Consider the following 15,824-nt stretch of genomic DNA (forward strand, 5'->3'; position numbering starts at 1 on the left):
GCCCGTCCGCCGACGGCCGCGACTCTGCGCCGGTACAGGCCTCTACCCCGTGCCGCGGCGACCAACCGGGGCATGCCTGGTCTCCGCCGCCGAGGACCTGGTGCGAGCACGGGCAATGACCGCGGCCTCCCGCCTCTGGTCGGTTCGCTATCCGGGGGTCGGGCAGGACTTCTGAGGGTGCCGCGGTGCCCCGGCGAGGCGCGCGGCCGTGCGTCGGTCGCTTTGAGTGTCCAGATGGTCGCGTTGTGGTGAAGGGAGGTGTGGTGGCGGGGCTCCGCGGAGTCGGGGGCGCAGCGCCAGGCCCTCGGCGATCGGCTGGACGGACCGGCGGGTCCTGGGTGTTCCGTCGGGCCGCTGTCGGCGGTGCGCTGCTCGTCGCGCTGGCCGGGGTGTTCGCGGTGGTGCTGGGCTCGGCGCCCGCGCGGATCGCCACGGTGGCCGTCGCCTGCGTCTCCGAGGCCGTCGCCTCGGTCGCCTGCCTCTGGAGCGCTCGACGTGCCGAGCCCGGTGACCGGCGATGGCGGGTGCTCATCGGTGTCTTCGCGGTCGGCCTCGGGGCGGGCGGCCTGCTGACACTGGTGACGCTAGTCAGCAGTGCCTCGATCTCGGCCAACGTGACCTCGGAGTATTCCGGCCTGATCGTCTTCTACGGCCTGGCCCTGGCCGGGTTGCTGTCCCTGCCGACCTGCCCGTTCGAGGACCGGGGCGCCCACCGGACGCGGGCCGGGCCGAGCCGCTGGCATGTGATCGTCGTGCTCGACAGCGTGCTGATCGTCGGCTCGATCCTCCTGGTGCAATGGGGGACGTCACTGGAGGACCTCATCCGGACCAGCGCGCCCGACCCGGCGGAGGTCGCCTTCGCGCTCGTGCACCAGGTCGCCGGGCTGATCCTCACCGCGACGGTGCTGCTGATCGGGACGTTCCGCCGGCCGCGGGAGCCGGCGACGCTGGCGCTGCTGGGCGCCGGTCTGCTGTCCTACGCCCTCACGAACGGCCTGCTCGTCTACCGCTTCGCCCATGGCGACTATGACCTTCCGGCGTGGAGCATGCTGCCGATCATCGTCTCCGTTCAGTTGATCACCCTCGCCGCGTTGACGCCGGTGGGCGGTCAGGGAAACCGCGACGGTGAGGCGATGGCCGCTCCGCGGGCGGTGTGGGCGCATGCCGCCCTGCCGTATGCCGTGCTCGGCGTCGCCGGGGTGCTGATTCTCGGCAGGCTCGTGGCGGGGGCGCCCCTTGACCGGGTCGAGGCGTATGGAACCGTCTCGCTGCTCGTCCTCGCGCTCGCCCGGCAGATGATGACCATCGCCGAGAACACCCACCTGCTCGCCGAGGTGCGGGTGCGGGAGGGGCAGCTGCGGCATCAGGCCTTTCATGACCCGTTGACCGGCCTGGCGAACCGCGCCCTGTTCAGCCGGCGCCTGGCGCGCGCGGTCGGCGGCGACCACCCGCCAAGCGGCGCCGGCAGCACCCCTGGCGGCGGTGCGCTCGCCGGCCGCGAGGCCGTCGCGGTCCTGTTCGTCGACCTGGACCACTTCAAGGGGGTCAACGACGCCTTCGGGCACGCCGTCGGCGACGAGCTGCTGAAGATCAGCGCGGCCCGGCTGTGCGCGGCGGTCCGCGCCACGGACACGGTCGCGCGTCTCGGCGGCGACGAGTTCGCCGTCATTCTCGCCGGCCACGGCCCGGACAAGCCGGTCCAGATCGCCCAGCGGCTCGCGGCCGCGGTGGAGGAGCCCTGCGAGCTGGCTGGCCGCCGCTACGACCCCCGCGCCAGCCTCGGCCTCGTCACCCTCGACCACGCCGGACCGACGTGCCCCGACACGTTGCTCCACCAGGCTGACCTGGCCATGTACGCCGCGAAACGCGAACGCTCCCGCAGACTGGTCGTCTACGACCCGGTCCTGTCCACCGGGACTGTCTCAACCACGTGAGGCGCCGCGCGTGGATGTGCCCGGCGGGGTCCAACGGGTGATGACGTCGAGGGCGGGGGTAGTCGGGCTGCCGTGTGGCTCGGCGGCGAGGCCGGCGGACTCGGCTACCTCGGCCACGTCGTCGATGGTCTTCAGCGGGCGGTCGGCGGCCTCGGCCAGCAGCAGCGCCCGGGTCAGCAGGCCCTTGGCCTGCTTCGCCTGGTAGCTGAGCGGGCGGCGAACCCAGCGCCCGCCGACGCGTTTCTCCGTCAACGCGCGAACGGGGAGGGCTCCCGCCCGCAGCGGCCCGGTGAGGCGGGGCACGGTCGCGTAGTCCGAGGAGCGAAGATCCACGATCAGGTGCTCGCCGGTGGCGGTCGGCGCGGCGGCGAGCAGGTCGGGCAGAATCGGCGCGAGTTGGGCGCGCCAGAAGGTCGCGAGGACGGTCGGGCCGGCGCTGCCGGCCAGGCCGGGGATCGCCGCCGCCATGGCGACCCGCTGGTCGGGCAGCGGCTCGGCCGCGCCGGTGAGGCCGAACGCGCCGTTGGAGACGAACAGGGCCCGGTCGGCGGCGGCTCGCGCGGCCGGTGGGAGCGTCGCCGGGGCGAGTGCCTCGTAGAGCACGCCGACGAACCGGTCGAGCGCGCGCATCGTCGGCGCGTCCAGGATCGCGACGTTCGCGGCCAGATCCGCCTCGGCGCGCGAGGCCGGCAGCCGCAGCGCGACGACCGCCGCGGCCGGGTCGTCGCGGCAGAAGGCGGCGACCGCTCGTGCCACCTCGGCCCGGGCCGCCGCGAGCGGGCCGTCGCCGAACCCGGCCGTCCGCAGCGACGGCCCGTCGCCACCCTCGGCCTTCGCCTCGCTCGGCGGCAGCAGGATCCGCACGTACCCGACCTCATCTCGCGATGTCGACGTCCCGGCGGCCAACCTACGGCGTCGGCGGTCACCCTAGGGCGTCGGCGGGCGGCCTTCGAGCGGATTCGCGGCGATCCGGCCGGCGACGTTCTTCCGGACCGACGCGGCGGCGGCACTGCCCGGCTTGCGCCTGGCCTGGTCCTCGAAGCAGGCCACGAACTCGGTGCCGAATCCCAGCCGTGGATAGCGGGCGAGCACCTGCGCCCTCGCGTCCGGCGGGAACTCCCGTGGCCGCGGACCGACGACCTCCCAGCTTGTGGCGACCTGCAGGAGGTGGGCCTCGTCGAAGGCGATGCCGTGCGCGGTGCCGTACCTCGCTCCCCACAGGTAGGAGCGGACGGAATGGTTGACCAGCGCGGGGGAGCAGAAACGGGTGGCCACGGCCAGCGCGGCCTCGGCGGCGGGCGTCACCGGGAACATGGGGCCCAGCCTCGCACGCGGTCCGTTTTCCGATCCGTACGTCAGGGCCGGGCGACAGCCTGCTCCGGCCGGCCGCCGGCAGGGAGGACGACCGTCGCGGCCAGCGCCGTCCGGTGGTCCTTCGACCACGGTGGCCCGAGGCTGGCGCGTGGGCCGTACAGCACCTTCTCGGCTCGCTCGCCCAGGAGACGGGCCGCCTCTCGCTCGACGGTGGTGGCGTTGTACTGGTGCACGGCCCAGCCCCGGTCGAGGGCGAGCCCGGCGAGCACCTGGAGGTACATCACGGAGTCGGCGCGGCTCTCATAGGGCACGCGACGCTGGACGGCGAGGTCGGCGGGGAAGTCGGCCGGCCAGGAGCGCAGCGACAGCGAGCCGATCGGCTCGGACAACGCGGCGGCCAGCTCGTCCAGCGCGCCGGCCGTGGCCCGGACCACCGACGCCCGCACGTTCGCGACCAGTGCGGCGAGGGCGCCGTCGTCCAACGGCTCCGCTCGCTGGTGGAGCACGTGCGGCCCGCCCTCGTGGTGGACCGGCGCCGCGGGGAGACCGGGCTCGATCAGCTCGATCCGCCGCCGGTCCACGACCGTGTGGTCCGTCGTGGCGGTGACGGCCACGGCCCAGCCGTAGTGATGGGCGATGCCGAGACGCACCCGTCGATTCTGCCCGGCCGGCCGCGGCGGGTGTCGCGCTGGCTGGCGGCGGTCACCAGGTGAGCCAGGTGTCGTCGCCGCCGTTCGCGGCGAGCAGGGCGCGTGCCGACGGCTCGGCGGGTGGCTTGCGCGCGACCCGCTCGGTGACCAGCGCGCGGGCGAGGCCGGCCTGCCCGGACCGCGCCGCTGCGGCGATCAGGGTCAGGTCGATGATGTCGCGCTGGGCGTGGCTCCCGCCGACCGCGTGGGCGTCGGAGCGCAGGTCCAGAAGCAGGTCCACCGCGGTCCGCGGCTCCCCGTCGGCGAACGCCGAGAAGGCGGTGAGCAGGCCGTGCCCGGCCCGTTCGGCGGCCTGGCGGTTGGCGGGAGCGGTCAGGTCCCGGTTGGCGGCGACCACCTGGGCCGCCCGGGCGTGGTCGCCCGCCAGCCCGAAGGCCATGACCGCGTGCCAGTCGTTGAAGATGTAGGTAGGTGCGCCGCCGACCAGGTCGCGGATGTCGGTCGCGAGCGCGGCGGCGCGGGTGGTCACGTCCGTGCCGTACAGGGCGAGGCGCCACAGCAGCGCGGCCGCGTCGACGATGTCGAGCCACTCGGTCGAGCTGACGGCGCGGACCCGCTCGTCATACAGCGCGAGCGCGTCGTCGGCCCGGCCCTGCTCCAGCAGGTACAGCCCGAGATGCCACCAGTTGTGCACCGCGAAGTAGCTGTCCCGCCAGTCGGGCGCCGACGACGTCAGGAACGCCACGCCCTCCGGGAGGCTGCCCTCCATCTCGAAGACGTGGGCCAGCGCGTGCACGGCCCACACGTCCCGGGGGCCCCGGGCGAGGGCCCGGCGGGCGGCGTCCTCCGCTGCCCGGTAGTCGGCGTTCTCCTCGAGGCCGAAGGCGTACATGCCCTGGACGAACCCCCAGGCCGGGTCGGTTTCCGGCCAGGCGGGAAGCACTCTCGCCACGAGGTCGCGCAGCTCGCGGCGGTCGCCGAGGAAGAAGGAGAGATCCTGGGCGATCTTCAGGGCCAGCAGGTCGCGGGGGTTGGCGACCAGGGCGCGCCGCAGCGCGCGGGTGGCCGCGTGCCAGTCGCCGTCCGCCCAGGCCCTGGCCGCGGCCAGGTGGTGGGCCTCGCGCGAGGCGGCCGGGCTCGCGTCGGCCGGCCCCAGCGGTTCGAGGAGCTGGCCGGCCTGGGCGACGCCGTCGGCGGTGGTCGCGTAGAGGGCCAGGTAGGCGCGGAAGATCCGCGCGAGCGCCAGCTCGCCGTCCGCCGCGATCGCGGCCTCGGCCCCGCCGACCGGGTCCCCGGTGAGCCCGACTAGATCTTCGATCGCCTGGTCCAGCACGCCAACGGCGCCGCCGTCGGCCGCCCGTACGGGGACCCCCCAGCGGTCCACGCGGATCTCGCTCATGGCGCGATTATCGCGGTCGAGCGGGCGGCGGCCGGTGGCCACGCGGCCCGGATGGGGACGAGGTCGCGCCCAGACCGCCTGACGACCGACGGGTGAGGCTTGCCAGCCGCGCCGCCGAGGTGCCCAGACCGACCGGAGACCCGAACGGTGGGACACCGGCCGCGGGATGCTGACGTAGCTCGGATTCGTCGTAGCGGCGGGTGCCCTGGTGCCACCGCAGGATTCCGGCGAGCCAGTTCCTCAGGTCCTCGACGTAGGTCAGCAGCGCGCCCTGAGCGTCCTCGGCCAGGTCGTACGTCTCGAACAGCGCCGGCAGTTCCTGTTCGACGATGTGCTCGAACTGCAGCATGCGCGCGGTCATGAGATCGTTGACCACCGTGACGGCACGCTCGCGGGAGCAGCCCAGGAACTTCTCGGCAACCAGGACGCCGTTGTGCAGCTCGCCCTCGAACTGGATCTCCTTCTGATAGGAGAAGAGGTCGTTCAGAAGGGTGGCGTAGTCCGAGGCCGAGCTCTCCAGTGCCCTGATCGGGCGGGTCGCGTAGATCTCCGTTGGCACCAGCCGCTCGCCGCTCACCCGGGCGAGGGCCATGGTCAGGTCGGAGCCGAAGGTCGCCCGCCGCATCTCGAGGTAGTCGATCGGGTCGGGAATCCGGTTCTCGGCCTGGTTCGCGAGTTCCCACAGCCAGCTGTCGAGCATGAGGTCGATCGCCGCGCGGAAGGATCGTCGCGCACTCAGGCTCAACGGCGGGGCGGTGCGGGCCCACAGGTCCGCGAGTCCGCGCTCCAGCGCAAGGAGCGGCGGCGGCGTCGCCCCGGCGAGGGTGGCGAACTCGACCGGCAGGAACTGCCGCAGGCGCTCGTTGCACGCCCGCGCCCCGGCGAGGTCCCGCGCCCGGCCGAAGATGACGGGGTAGTAGTCGTCCGCGTAGGTGCCCCAGGTCAGCCAGCAGGCCGAGAGCAGCAGGTCGGCCTGGCTCGCATCCGGGTCGAGCCCGGCCGAGCAGAGTGGGAAGTCGTACGAGACGAGCTTGTGCTCATCCCAGATTCCCGGCACCTGCGCGAGTAGCCCCATGTCCCGGGCCCACCGGACGCTGTCCCGGCGGCAGCCTGGAAGGTGCGGGTTGTCGCCCACGGGGAAGGGCATGTACGGCGCTGGCGCCCGTGAGGGCCCGACGACCTGGAACGGGACGTGGCTGAAGGCGCGCCCGCGTTGCGGCGCGGTCGCCAGGACCGATTCCAGCGGCCGGGCGATGGACGAGCCCAGCCCGGTCGGGCCGTGCGGAAGAATGCCGCGATCGGCCACCCGCTGCGAGGTCTCGGCGATACCGTCGGGCCGAGGTCCGTCGTTCATGTACCGGCTGGACCGCAGGTGCCACTCGTGGCCGCCCGACTGCCAGTCCTGCAGGCCCTTCACGTACGCGACGACGGCGGCGCGGGCGAGCGGGTCGATCCCGTTCTCCTCGAGAACGGGTGGGACCTCGCTGATCGCCGTGTGCTCGAACTGGTGCAGCCTGGACGTGAGCAGATCGTTGACCAGCTCGGCCGCGGACTGGGTGTCGCAGTCGAGGAAACGCTCGATGACCAGGACTCCGTTGCTCAGCTCGCCTTCGAGCTCGACCTCGCGCTGGTAGGAGAACAGGTCGTTCCGCAGGTGAATCGCGTCGGCGAAGGTGTCCCGCAACACCCGCATCGGGCGCAGGCCGGCTATGGCCGCGGGCACCTCGGCGTCCGCGGCGTGCTCGACCAGGTTCGCGGACCACGGCGCGCCGCCGACCTTGCGCCTCATCTCGATGTACTCGATCGGATTGGCGACCCGGTTCGCGTTGATGTTGGCCAGTTCCCAGAGGGATTCGTCCAGCAGGTTGCGCGTGCTCACCACGAACCGCTGGCGCCAGGCCGCGCTCCGGTCCGGGACAGTACGCGCCCACAGGTCGGCCAGGCCGCGCTCGACCGGGTTCGTCGGGGCATCCTGGCCGGTCGGGGCCTCCCCGGCCACGGCGCCTGCGTCGACCGGCATGAAGGCGCGCAACCGGTCGAGGTAGTCGCGGGCGCCGGCCATGTCGCCTGTCCGTTTGAACAGCTCCAGGAAATGGTCGTCGAAATAGAAGACCCAGACGTACCAGTCCGTGACCAGGTTGAGCCGGTCGGCCGAGGAATCCGGGTGGGTGTAGGCACACAGCAGGGCGTAGTCGTGGGCGTCGAAGTCCTGCTCGCTCCAGATCACCTCGCCGCCGGGGGCGGGGCCGATCATCTCCATCTCGGCGGCCCAGGCTCTGCTGTGCGTCCGGGCCGCGTCCAGGTGCGGGCTCAGTCGCGCCGGGTAGGGGACGTAGAACCGCGGAAGCGTGAAAGGCTTCATGGGTGCTCCGCGTCCTCCTTTCTGAAGGGGAGTGGGGGCGCCGGCGCCGCGCGGCGGGTCGATGGCCGCGCGGCGCCGGCGGGCGGTCCTAGCGTCCGATCTCGACGCTCTCCAGCACGCCGAGGGCGTCGGGAACCAGGACGGCCGCGGAGTAGTAGGCCGTCACCAGGTAGGAGATGATGGCCTTCTCGCTGATTCCCATGAATCGAACGGAGAGGCCCGGCTCGATCTCGTCGGGAATGCCCACGTTGTTCAGCCCGATGACGCCCTGATTCTCTTCGCCGGTGCGCATCGCGATGATGGACGTGCTGCCGGAAGCGCTGACGGGAATCTTGTTGACCGGCAGCAGCGGAACGCCGCGCCACGCCGGCACCTGCTGGTCGTGGAACGGCACCGTGGCCGGGTAGATGCCCCGCGCGGTGCATTCGCGGCCGAAGGCGGCGATCGCGCGCGGGTGCGCAAGCAGAACATGCGTGCTGCGCCGCCGGCTGAGGAGCTCGTCCAGGTCGTCCGGGGTCGGCGGCCCCGAACGGGTGTGAATGCGCTGGCGCAGGTCGACGTTGTGGAGCAGGCCGAAGTCGGAGTTGTTCACCAACTCGTGCTCCTGGCGCTCGCGCAGCGCCTCGACGGTGAGCCGGAGCTGGTGCTCGAGCTGGTTCATCGGCTCGTTGTAGAGGTCGGCCACCCGGCTGTGGATCCGCAGCACGGTCTGGGCGACGCTGAGCTCGTACTCGCGGGGAGCCAGCTCGTAGTCGACGAACGTGCCCGGGAGCGCCGGCTCGCCGACGTGGCCGGCCGCGATCGAGATCTCGGCCTCGCCCTGTTTGTTCCGCGCCGGCGCGGGACGGCTCCGGTAGTCGTCAATCCAGGCCCGCAGCGTGTCCGAGGCGTCCACGACCTCCTGGAACCGCTGGCGCGGCAGCGCGAGCACCGTGGTCCTGGTCAGCGCGCGGACGGTGTGGTCCCAGGTCGTGTCCGGTCCGACCAGCACGTCGGCGCCGAAGTACTCGCCGTCGCTGAGGATTCCGAGCGACCGCTCGTCATCGAAGGCGCCGGGACCGAACCGCCCCACCTTGCCGTGGGCGATGAGGACGACCTCGGCCGCGGCGGCGCCGGCTTCGGCGAGAATCTCCCCGGGGGAGTACTCACGCTGGACGAAGGCGTCAGCCAGCGTGGTGAGCTCGCCACCGTCGAAGCCGCGCAGCACCGGCAGCTCGGTCAGCTCGGCCGGGACGACCCGGACGTCCGACCCGGTGTTGGTGAACGTGAGGAGGCCGTCGCCGACGACATAGGTGAGACGTCGGTTGACCCGGTACACGCCACCCGCCGTGTGCACCCAGGGCAGGACCCGCAGCAGCCAGCGGGACGAGATCTCCTGCATCTGCGGAACGGACTTGGTGGTGGTCGCGAGATTCCTAGCGGCCGCGGTGCTGAGGCTCAGCGGCTGATCCGGTGCCTCGGTGGTGGCGTTGACAGGCTCGGTCATGGCATGCATCACCCATCTGTGTTGCCGCGGGACGGAGTCGCCGCGCCTCGGTCGGTATCGCCTGAAATCGCCCATGCCTGTCGAATGGCTGATCGCGAACGCGAATAAGTGATCGCGAACGAGCGAACAGATGGCTGCCGCGCGGAATACTCCGCAGGACATGGCGTTACGCGGCCCTACCTGAATGGGCCATAGACGCGGTACTGGATGGGCGTTCACAGGCAAGGTCCCGCCAGCAGCGGGCGGGATTGGTTTCGGCCAGTCGGAATGTACGCCGCCGGCCGCGGCGAAAGCTTCCCGCATCCCACCCGGGAGCGGCAAGAACTTCCCCTGACCAATCGGCGAGTGGCTCAATGTGACGGTCCTGCTATGACCCGAGGTCGGCGACGCCAGGGAAGGCCCGGACACACGGTGTGAAGATCGTTGTCACAGGTCCGAACATGACTCGCGGTCATGTGCCCGGTGCGGGCCGGGGGGCGGATTCGCGAAGCCGATGCGTCTCGTTGTCGTTCCACCGGCGACGAGGCTTGTCGTAGGCGCACCGCCGCGGGTGCGGCGTCAACGTATGAGAGGCCGGCCGAGGCGCTGGTTTGGCCTAGCTGCGCCGAGTCGATGAATATTGTCCCGGCGGTGGTCGTCTCGTCGATTGATGCTGTCGCCTTTGCCGCGCGATCGGCCGCGCGTCTCAGGGGCGAGGTGCGACGCGGTCGACTTTCGTGGAGCACGCACGCCACGAGATTTCCAGGGCGACCAGCCCGGCCGGCCTCGCGCGGCCGCGACGGTCGCCCGCACCGGCGGCCGACCGCCGAGGCCGAGGTGCTGCTCAGGGCGCGGTCCGCTGGGCCTGCGGCAAGCCGGAGCCCCCGAGCCGGACTGCGTCGGTCGCCGCGCACCGAGCCGCTGCGGCTTTGGGCGCTCGGGCCAGCCGGTAGTGATCGTGTCGGAGGCTTTAGCCTCTAACGACCTGGGACTAAAGGCTCCACTGCATTCCCCAGAGAACTAGTCCCTCGTCGGCTGGGCTGCCGCACGCCGACGGTAGCCGAGGAATGGGTACTCCCCGACGGCTAGGAGCGGTGGCCGGGGCAGTTCCCGCTACTTTCGATATTGGGGGCGTAGCCGACCGCGTGGTCTGGGGGATCGCGTCACGCCAGCGAGTTCGTCGGGTGAGCAGGGGTGCCTCGACGGTGTGGTCTCCCGGCTCGGCGGCCGCGCGCTGACGTGAGGAGTCGGCGGCCGCCCCCGGCACCATCCGTAGCGGTCGGGCGGACCTGGGGGCCCGAACGGACGGTGCCGCAGGGCGCCGGGGTAGTTCGTGGTCACTACGGCTGACTACCAGGCACTGACCAGCCGGCCCAGCCGGACGCCCCGGTCTCCGGCGGCCCTCGCGGGCCTGGCCGAGTCCGAGTCTGGGCGTGCCTGGATGACAAGCAAGCTTGACTATATGGAAAGCAGTCTTTACATTTGGCGCATGGTTAACGAGGCTCGACAGGACAACGTGACCCGCGACGCCCGCAGGGCGATCTTGATCGACGGCGTTCCGGTCTCCCTCTTCGGGATGATCGCGCTGGCGCTGGGCAGTTCCCCCGACCAGACCACCGCCGAGAAGGCCTGGTGGCTCGGCGTGACCGGCGCCTTCACGCTCTCCGTCGTATGGGTCCTGGTGCGGGCGTTCCGGCGCGCCGACGAGTATCAGCGCAAGATCCAGCTGGAGAGCATGGCGATCGCCTTCGCGGCGGTCCTCGTGGGCCTTCAGGTCGCCGTCCTGCTCGACGCCGCCGACATCGTCGGTCTGCGCGCCCTCAGCGAGGTGATCGTCATCGGAGGCGTCGGGCTCTGGCTCGTCGTCGCGGACCTGCGCACCCGCCTGCACCGGTGAGAAACCGGCTGCGCGCGCTGCGAGCCGAGCGCCGCTGGAGTCAGGCGGACCTGGCCGACCGATGCCAGGTGTCCCGGCAGACCATCAACGCCATCGAGACCGGACGCTACGACCCCGGCCTGCCCCTGGCGTTCACCCTCGCCGACATCTTCGACCTTGCCATTGAGGACATCTTCTTCCCCGACCGGTCCGAGGCCGCCACCGAATCCGGCGCACGCCGCTGATGCGGCCGTCAGCCGTGCGCCGGGGTCGGTGGCGGTCCAGACTTCAGATCTGGCCGTGATTCGGGGGAAGCGCGTCGTTGAGGTGGAAGTTGCCGACGTGGTGGTACTTCCAGTCGACCGGGTCGTGGCTGGCGTGGGTGCGGGCGTTGCGCCAGTGCCGGCTCAGGTCGTGGCGTTCGTCGGCGGCGCTCGCGCCGGAGAGGGCGAACAGGTCGCTGGCCACCTCGGCGGCGATCTCGCTGCCGAAGGCCTTGGCCTGCGCCACCGCGAGCGAGCCTCGCGCGGCCTCCCGCGCGTCCCAGGGACGCCGCCCGATCTCGTCCAGCTGGCCGGCGGCCCAGGCCAGCAGCTGCTCGGCGGCGCGTACCCGGGTCGCCAGCCTGCCGTAGCGCAGGATCGTGTGCGGGTCCTGCGCCGCGGTCTCGACCCAGCCGCCGCGGGCGGCCTCGAAGAACGGCCTGGCCCGGTCGCGCACGAACGCGCCGGCATCGCGCAGCGCGCCGCCGGCGATGCCGACCTGGATCGCGGCGTGCACGAGCTGCGCGCGGGCCCCGAGCTGCTGGGGACCCTCGAACGCCTGGTAGTAGGGGATGACGAGATCCGGGTCCACGGGCACGCCCCGTAGCGTCGTCGTGCCGCTGACGGTCGCGCGTTGGCCCATGACGTCCCAGTCGTCGTCGACGGTGACGCCGGGGGCGTGGCGTTCGACGAACGCGAGGACGAGACGCCCGGCGCCGTCGAGCGCCGTCACCCCGATCCAGCGGGCGGTGATCGACCCGGTGCTGTAGTACTTGATCCCGTCCAGGCGCAGCCCGTCGCCGTCCGGGCGCAGCCGGGTTCTCAGGTCCTGGGCGTGCCGGCCGCCGCGCTCGGCGAGCCCGCTGCCGAACCGGGCGCCGGCGAGCATGTCCGCGAACAGGCGGCGCTGCTGCGCCGTGGTTCCCCACCCGGCCAGCACGTCGGCGAACAGGAAGTGGCCCTGCGGTACCTGGGCGATGGCCGGGTCGACGGCGGCGATCACGCGGACGACCTCGGCGAGCGTGACCGGCGAGACGTCGGCGCCGCCGTGCTCGGCCGGCACCGTGATCCCGAGCAGCCCGCTGGCATCCAGCGCGGCCAGCGCCTCCACCGGCACCGCGCCCGAGCGGTCCCGTTCGATCACCCCGTCGGCGATGGCCTCGGCATAGCGCCGCGCGGCGCCGATCGCCTCCACGTCCGACCCGATCACCGGGCCGGCCACCCGATCCCCCGCCAGCGGACGGCTCATCCGGACAGGTCACCCCCGCCGGGCCGAGCACCCCGGCACACGGCTCCCGGCCCGCCACCCACCGCCGCCGCCCGCCGTGTCTCGCCGCGACCTAAGCCAAGATCCACCATAATCCCCAATCCCGGTCGACAAAGTTTGTGGCAGCATCATGCCGTTAATGTGGATCGTTCGGCAACCATGGGGAAAGAGGTAATGGTCCCGACGCCGCGGCCCGACGGGTTTGAGCCTGAGTGCGTGCCGCGCGAGCGGGCAGACCCTGTCGTGACCACAGCTCACCGCCTCGGTCCTGGGAGAGGGGGTCGACATGGGACTCCTCGCCGAGCGGCACCTGGCGCCGCACCGGACGCCCTACCCTGTGCCGTTTCTTTCGCCTCCGCGTGGCTCGTCCCGCGCGGCCGATTCCGCGGCCGATGTCGGGCGGCTGCTCCTGCGGTTGACCGTCGGCCTGCTGCTCGCCGGGCACGGTGCCCAGAAGCTGTTCGGCCTGTTCGGCGGCGAGGGCCTCTCGGCGACCGGCGTGGGCTTCGAGCACCTGGGCTACCACCCCGGCACCCTGTTCGCCGGGCTCGCCGGCACCTCGGAGCTCCTCGGCGGCCTCGGCCTCGCCGCCGGCCTGCTCACCCCGCTGTCGGCCGCGATCGTCGTCGGCGTCATGATCAACGCGATGGTCGTGACGGCGTCCCACGGGCTGTGGGGCACCAACGGAGGCTTCGAGTACCCACTGACCATCGCGATCGTCGCTCTCACCGTGGCGGCGATCGGTGCCGGGCGTCTCGCGCTCGACCGCCTGTTCCTGCGCCGCGATGGCGGACTGCCCGAGATGCTCTTCGCCCTCTGTCTGGGCGGGGCCAGCGCCGGGATCGTCCTGGCCGTCGCGGGAGTGTGAGTCCACCTGCGCAGGTGGCCGCCTGGCCGGGAATGCGATGATCGTGGCTGTGCGGCCGAGTAGACGGACGATGCTGCTGGCTGTCCCGACGGCCGCGGCCGGTGCCGTCGCCGGCGCCTGGTGGGTCCGGGGAACGGGCGGCCAGTCGGCGCCGGGGCCGGCGGCTCCGGCAGGCGGCGGCCCGGCTGCACGGCAGTCGCCCTCACCCGCGACCGCCCCCGCCGTGACGGTGGTTCCGACCGGGCCCGCGCTGGTGACCCAGACCCAGTTCCACAGCGCCGCGCGCGGCCGGACCGTCTCGATGGTGGTCGTGTCGCCGGCGGTGGGCCCGCTCGACGGCCTGCCGGTGTGCCTCGTCCTGCACGGACGGGGCGACGACGCCCGGCGCGGGGTGGCCCTGCTTGCCCTGGACTCGGCGTTGGCGGTGGCGGTGCGGGCGGGAGCGTCGCCGTTCGTGGCCGTCGCCGTCGACGGTGGCGAGGCGTACTGGCACCGGCGCGCGGCCGGCGACGACCCCGAGCAGATGATTCTCGCCGAGGTCCTCCCGCGGCTCGCGGCCCAGGGGCTGCGGACCAGCCGGCTGGCGGCACTCGGCTGGTCGATGGGCGGCTACGGCGCCCTGCTGCTCGCCGAGCGCCACCCCGACCTGGTCGCCGCCGTGGCCGCGAGCAGCCCGGCGATGTGGCGGACCTACGGCGCCAGCGCGCCCGGGGCGTTCGACTCGGCCGCCGACTTCGCCGCCCACCGCGTGCTCGGGCAGCCGCCGGCGACGGGCGTGGCGTACCGGATCGACTGCGGGCGCGGCGACCCGTTCTACGCGGTCTCCCGCCAGTCCGCCGACGAGCTGGCGGCCGGCGAACGCGCCTTCGGCGCGGGCGGGCACGATCCCACCTTCTGGCGCGCGGCGTTGCCCGCCCAGCTCGCCTTCGTCGCCCGCGCGCTCGCCCCGGCGCCGTCGTGAGGGAGCGGTCGACCGACGTCGAGGACCCGCCGCCCTCGGTGTCGAGTCGCGTTGGCCCGGGCCTCCCATGATCGTCGTTTCGGCCCTCGGGTGGTCGTAGCCGGCGCTGGTTCGTAGCCATCAGAGGGCGAAAACAGCGATCAGGACGACGGGCGGACGTTGACGGTCACGGCACCAGGCCGGACCGGCGGAATCCGCGCGGGGGCCGTGGCAGGTGGTCACAGGGGTGGCGCGAGGGTGGACCGTGCTGTGGCCAGCGCCTGCTGGGCCTGCGCGTGCCATTCGGCGACCAGGGTCCCGGCGGGCACGTCCCTGCTCAGGGCCGCCGCCTGGCCGGCCCAGAGGTTGACCAGCTCCGGGTCGCCGCGTCGTCGGCCCTCGGCCCGCAGCGGCGCGGTGATCCGGTGGACCTGCGGGTACGCCGCCGGCGCGTGGGACCCATGGTCCCGGGTGAACGCGTTGTCGAGCCCGCGGGCGAGACGCCCGGTGAAGGCGCGGCTGACGACGGTCTGGCGGCCGCTGGTCAGCGCCGCCCGGTGGACCGGCGACGTCCCGGCCTCGGGGGTGCGCAGGAACGCCGTCCCGACGACGGCGGCGCTCGCGCCCGCCGCCAGCACAGCGGCGACGCCGGCGCCGTCCGCGATGCCGCCCGCCGCGAGCAGCGGCAGGTCGACCGACGCGCGGACCCTGGCCAGCAGCGGCAGCAGGGCAAGCCGCCCGGTGGCGCCCTCGGTGTCGTCCGGGTCGAGGCCGCCGCGGTGGCCGCCGGCCTCCCAGCCCTGCGCGATGAGCGCGTCCGCGCCGCGCGCGGCGGCGGCCAGCGCCTGCCGCTCGTCGGTGACGGTGATGGCGACCGGAATGCCGGCGTCGTGGCAGCGGGCGACGGCCGCGCTCGGCGGCAGCCCGAACGCGAAGCTGACCAGCGCCGGCCGGGCCAGGACCACCACGTCGAGCTTCGCCGCGAAGTCGTCGTCGTCCGCGTCCTCTTCCGGATAGGGCTCGCCGGGTGTCACACCGAGCTCGGCCGCGAGGGGTCGCAGGCGCTCGGCGTAGTCCGCGACGGCCTGGGCTCGCGCGGCCGCCGGCCCGCCGACGAACAGGTTGGCCGCGAACGGCCGGTCGGTCAGCGCCCGCGTGCGTGCGAGGTCCGCGGCGAACCGGTCGGCGCTCAGATACCCGGCCGCGAGTGTCCCGAGCCCGCCGGCCGCGCCCACCGCGGCGGCGAGCTCCGGGGTCGAGGGCCCACCCGCCATCGGGGCGCACACGATCCGGGTCGGCACGCCTGGCAGCTCCATACCGCCGACTGTGCCATGGCCATCAGCTCGGGACCGGGCGGCGGTCCGGCCACGCCAGGACCCTCGGAAGGCCGGGGCGCCAACCGCGGTCCGGCCACGGCAAGGTCGGCGCCACACTCAGCCCCTGCCGCCCAGGTTTCCCCTGCGCAGCCAGCGATCAAGGGGGTCAC

13 protein-coding genes are annotated in these 15,824 nt (G+C 73.1%); 5 read left to right on the forward strand and 8 right to left on the reverse strand.

The features are described 5' to 3' along the window. The first annotated feature begins 338 nt into the window (after positions 1–338). Positions 339–1,934, forward strand: coding sequence for a GGDEF domain-containing protein (locus FRAEUI1C_RS17380; RefSeq protein ID WP_013424624.1), 1,596 nt, complete (start codon positions 339–341; stop codon positions 1,932–1,934). Here FRAEUI1C_RS17380 and yaaA read toward each other — a convergent pair. The 6 genes from yaaA to FRAEUI1C_RS17410 form a co-directional block, all read right to left on the reverse strand. Beyond that, positions 1,923–2,798, reverse strand: a complete 876-nt coding sequence (gene yaaA / locus FRAEUI1C_RS17385) for a peroxide stress protein YaaA (protein WP_013424625.1) — start codon at positions 2,796–2,798, stop codon at positions 1,923–1,925. The genes FRAEUI1C_RS17380 and yaaA overlap by 12 nt on opposite strands. A 63-nt stretch (positions 2,799–2,861) precedes the next feature. Next, entirely contained in the window at positions 2,862–3,248 is a 387-nt protein-coding gene (locus FRAEUI1C_RS17390; RefSeq protein WP_013424626.1) for a hypothetical protein, read from the reverse strand. A gap of 41 nt (positions 3,249–3,289) precedes the next feature. Continuing rightward, on the reverse strand, positions 3,290–3,898 hold the full coding sequence (locus FRAEUI1C_RS17395; protein WP_013424627.1) for a hypothetical protein: 609 nt from the start codon (positions 3,896–3,898) through the stop codon (positions 3,290–3,292). 52 nt (positions 3,899–3,950) lie between these two features. Continuing rightward, positions 3,951–5,297: a tetratricopeptide repeat protein gene (locus FRAEUI1C_RS17400; RefSeq protein WP_013424628.1), complete on the reverse strand. Its 1,347-nt coding sequence runs from the start codon at positions 5,295–5,297 to the stop codon at positions 3,951–3,953. Between the two features lie 7 nt (positions 5,298–5,304). Further along, on the reverse strand, positions 5,305–7,659 hold the full coding sequence (locus tag FRAEUI1C_RS17405; protein WP_013424629.1) for a terpene synthase family protein: 2,355 nt from the start codon (positions 7,657–7,659) through the stop codon (positions 5,305–5,307). 88 nt (positions 7,660–7,747) lie between these two features. Beyond that, positions 7,748–9,145, reverse strand: a complete 1,398-nt coding sequence (locus FRAEUI1C_RS17410) for a family 2B encapsulin nanocompartment shell protein (protein WP_013424630.1) — start codon at positions 9,143–9,145, stop codon at positions 7,748–7,750. 1,420 nt (positions 9,146–10,565) lie between these two features. Between FRAEUI1C_RS17410 and FRAEUI1C_RS17415 the strand changes: the two genes are divergently transcribed. Next, positions 10,566–11,021, forward strand: a complete 456-nt coding sequence (locus FRAEUI1C_RS17415; RefSeq protein ID WP_013424631.1) for a hypothetical protein — start codon at positions 10,566–10,568, stop codon at positions 11,019–11,021. Then, positions 11,018–11,245, forward strand: coding sequence for a helix-turn-helix transcriptional regulator (locus FRAEUI1C_RS17420; RefSeq protein WP_013424632.1), 228 nt, complete (start codon positions 11,018–11,020; stop codon positions 11,243–11,245). The genes FRAEUI1C_RS17415 and FRAEUI1C_RS17420 overlap by 4 nt, the downstream gene beginning before the upstream one ends. Before the next feature lie 43 nt (positions 11,246–11,288). On the opposite strand, the gene FRAEUI1C_RS17425 is transcribed toward FRAEUI1C_RS17420, so the two are convergent. Beyond that, positions 11,289–12,512, reverse strand: coding sequence for an SfnB family sulfur acquisition oxidoreductase (locus tag FRAEUI1C_RS17425; protein ID WP_049806934.1), 1,224 nt, complete (start codon positions 12,510–12,512; stop codon positions 11,289–11,291). 304 nt (positions 12,513–12,816) lie between these two features. On the opposite strand from FRAEUI1C_RS17425, the gene FRAEUI1C_RS17430 reads away from it, so the two are divergent. Together FRAEUI1C_RS17430 and FRAEUI1C_RS17435 are read left to right on the forward strand one after the other, a co-directional pair. Continuing rightward, positions 12,817–13,398, forward strand: a complete 582-nt coding sequence (locus FRAEUI1C_RS17430; RefSeq protein WP_013424634.1) for a DoxX family protein — start codon at positions 12,817–12,819, stop codon at positions 13,396–13,398. A gap of 70 nt (positions 13,399–13,468) precedes the next feature. Continuing rightward, positions 13,469–14,359, forward strand: coding sequence for an alpha/beta fold hydrolase (locus FRAEUI1C_RS17435; RefSeq protein WP_013424635.1), 891 nt, complete (start codon positions 13,469–13,471; stop codon positions 14,357–14,359). A gap of 218 nt (positions 14,360–14,577) precedes the next feature. Here the strand turns inward: FRAEUI1C_RS17435 and FRAEUI1C_RS17440 are convergent, their stop codons facing one another. Continuing rightward, the gene (locus FRAEUI1C_RS17440; RefSeq protein ID WP_041259436.1) at positions 14,578–15,654 is read right to left on the reverse strand and encodes a nitronate monooxygenase; all 1,077 of its coding nucleotides are present in this window, start codon (positions 15,652–15,654) and stop codon (positions 14,578–14,580) included. Positions 15,655–15,824: the final 170 nt, after the last annotated feature.

This window comes from Pseudofrankia inefficax (genome assembly GCF_000166135.1).
GTDB classification, from domain to species: Bacteria; Actinomycetota; Actinomycetes; order Frankiales; family Frankiaceae; genus Pseudofrankia; species Pseudofrankia inefficax.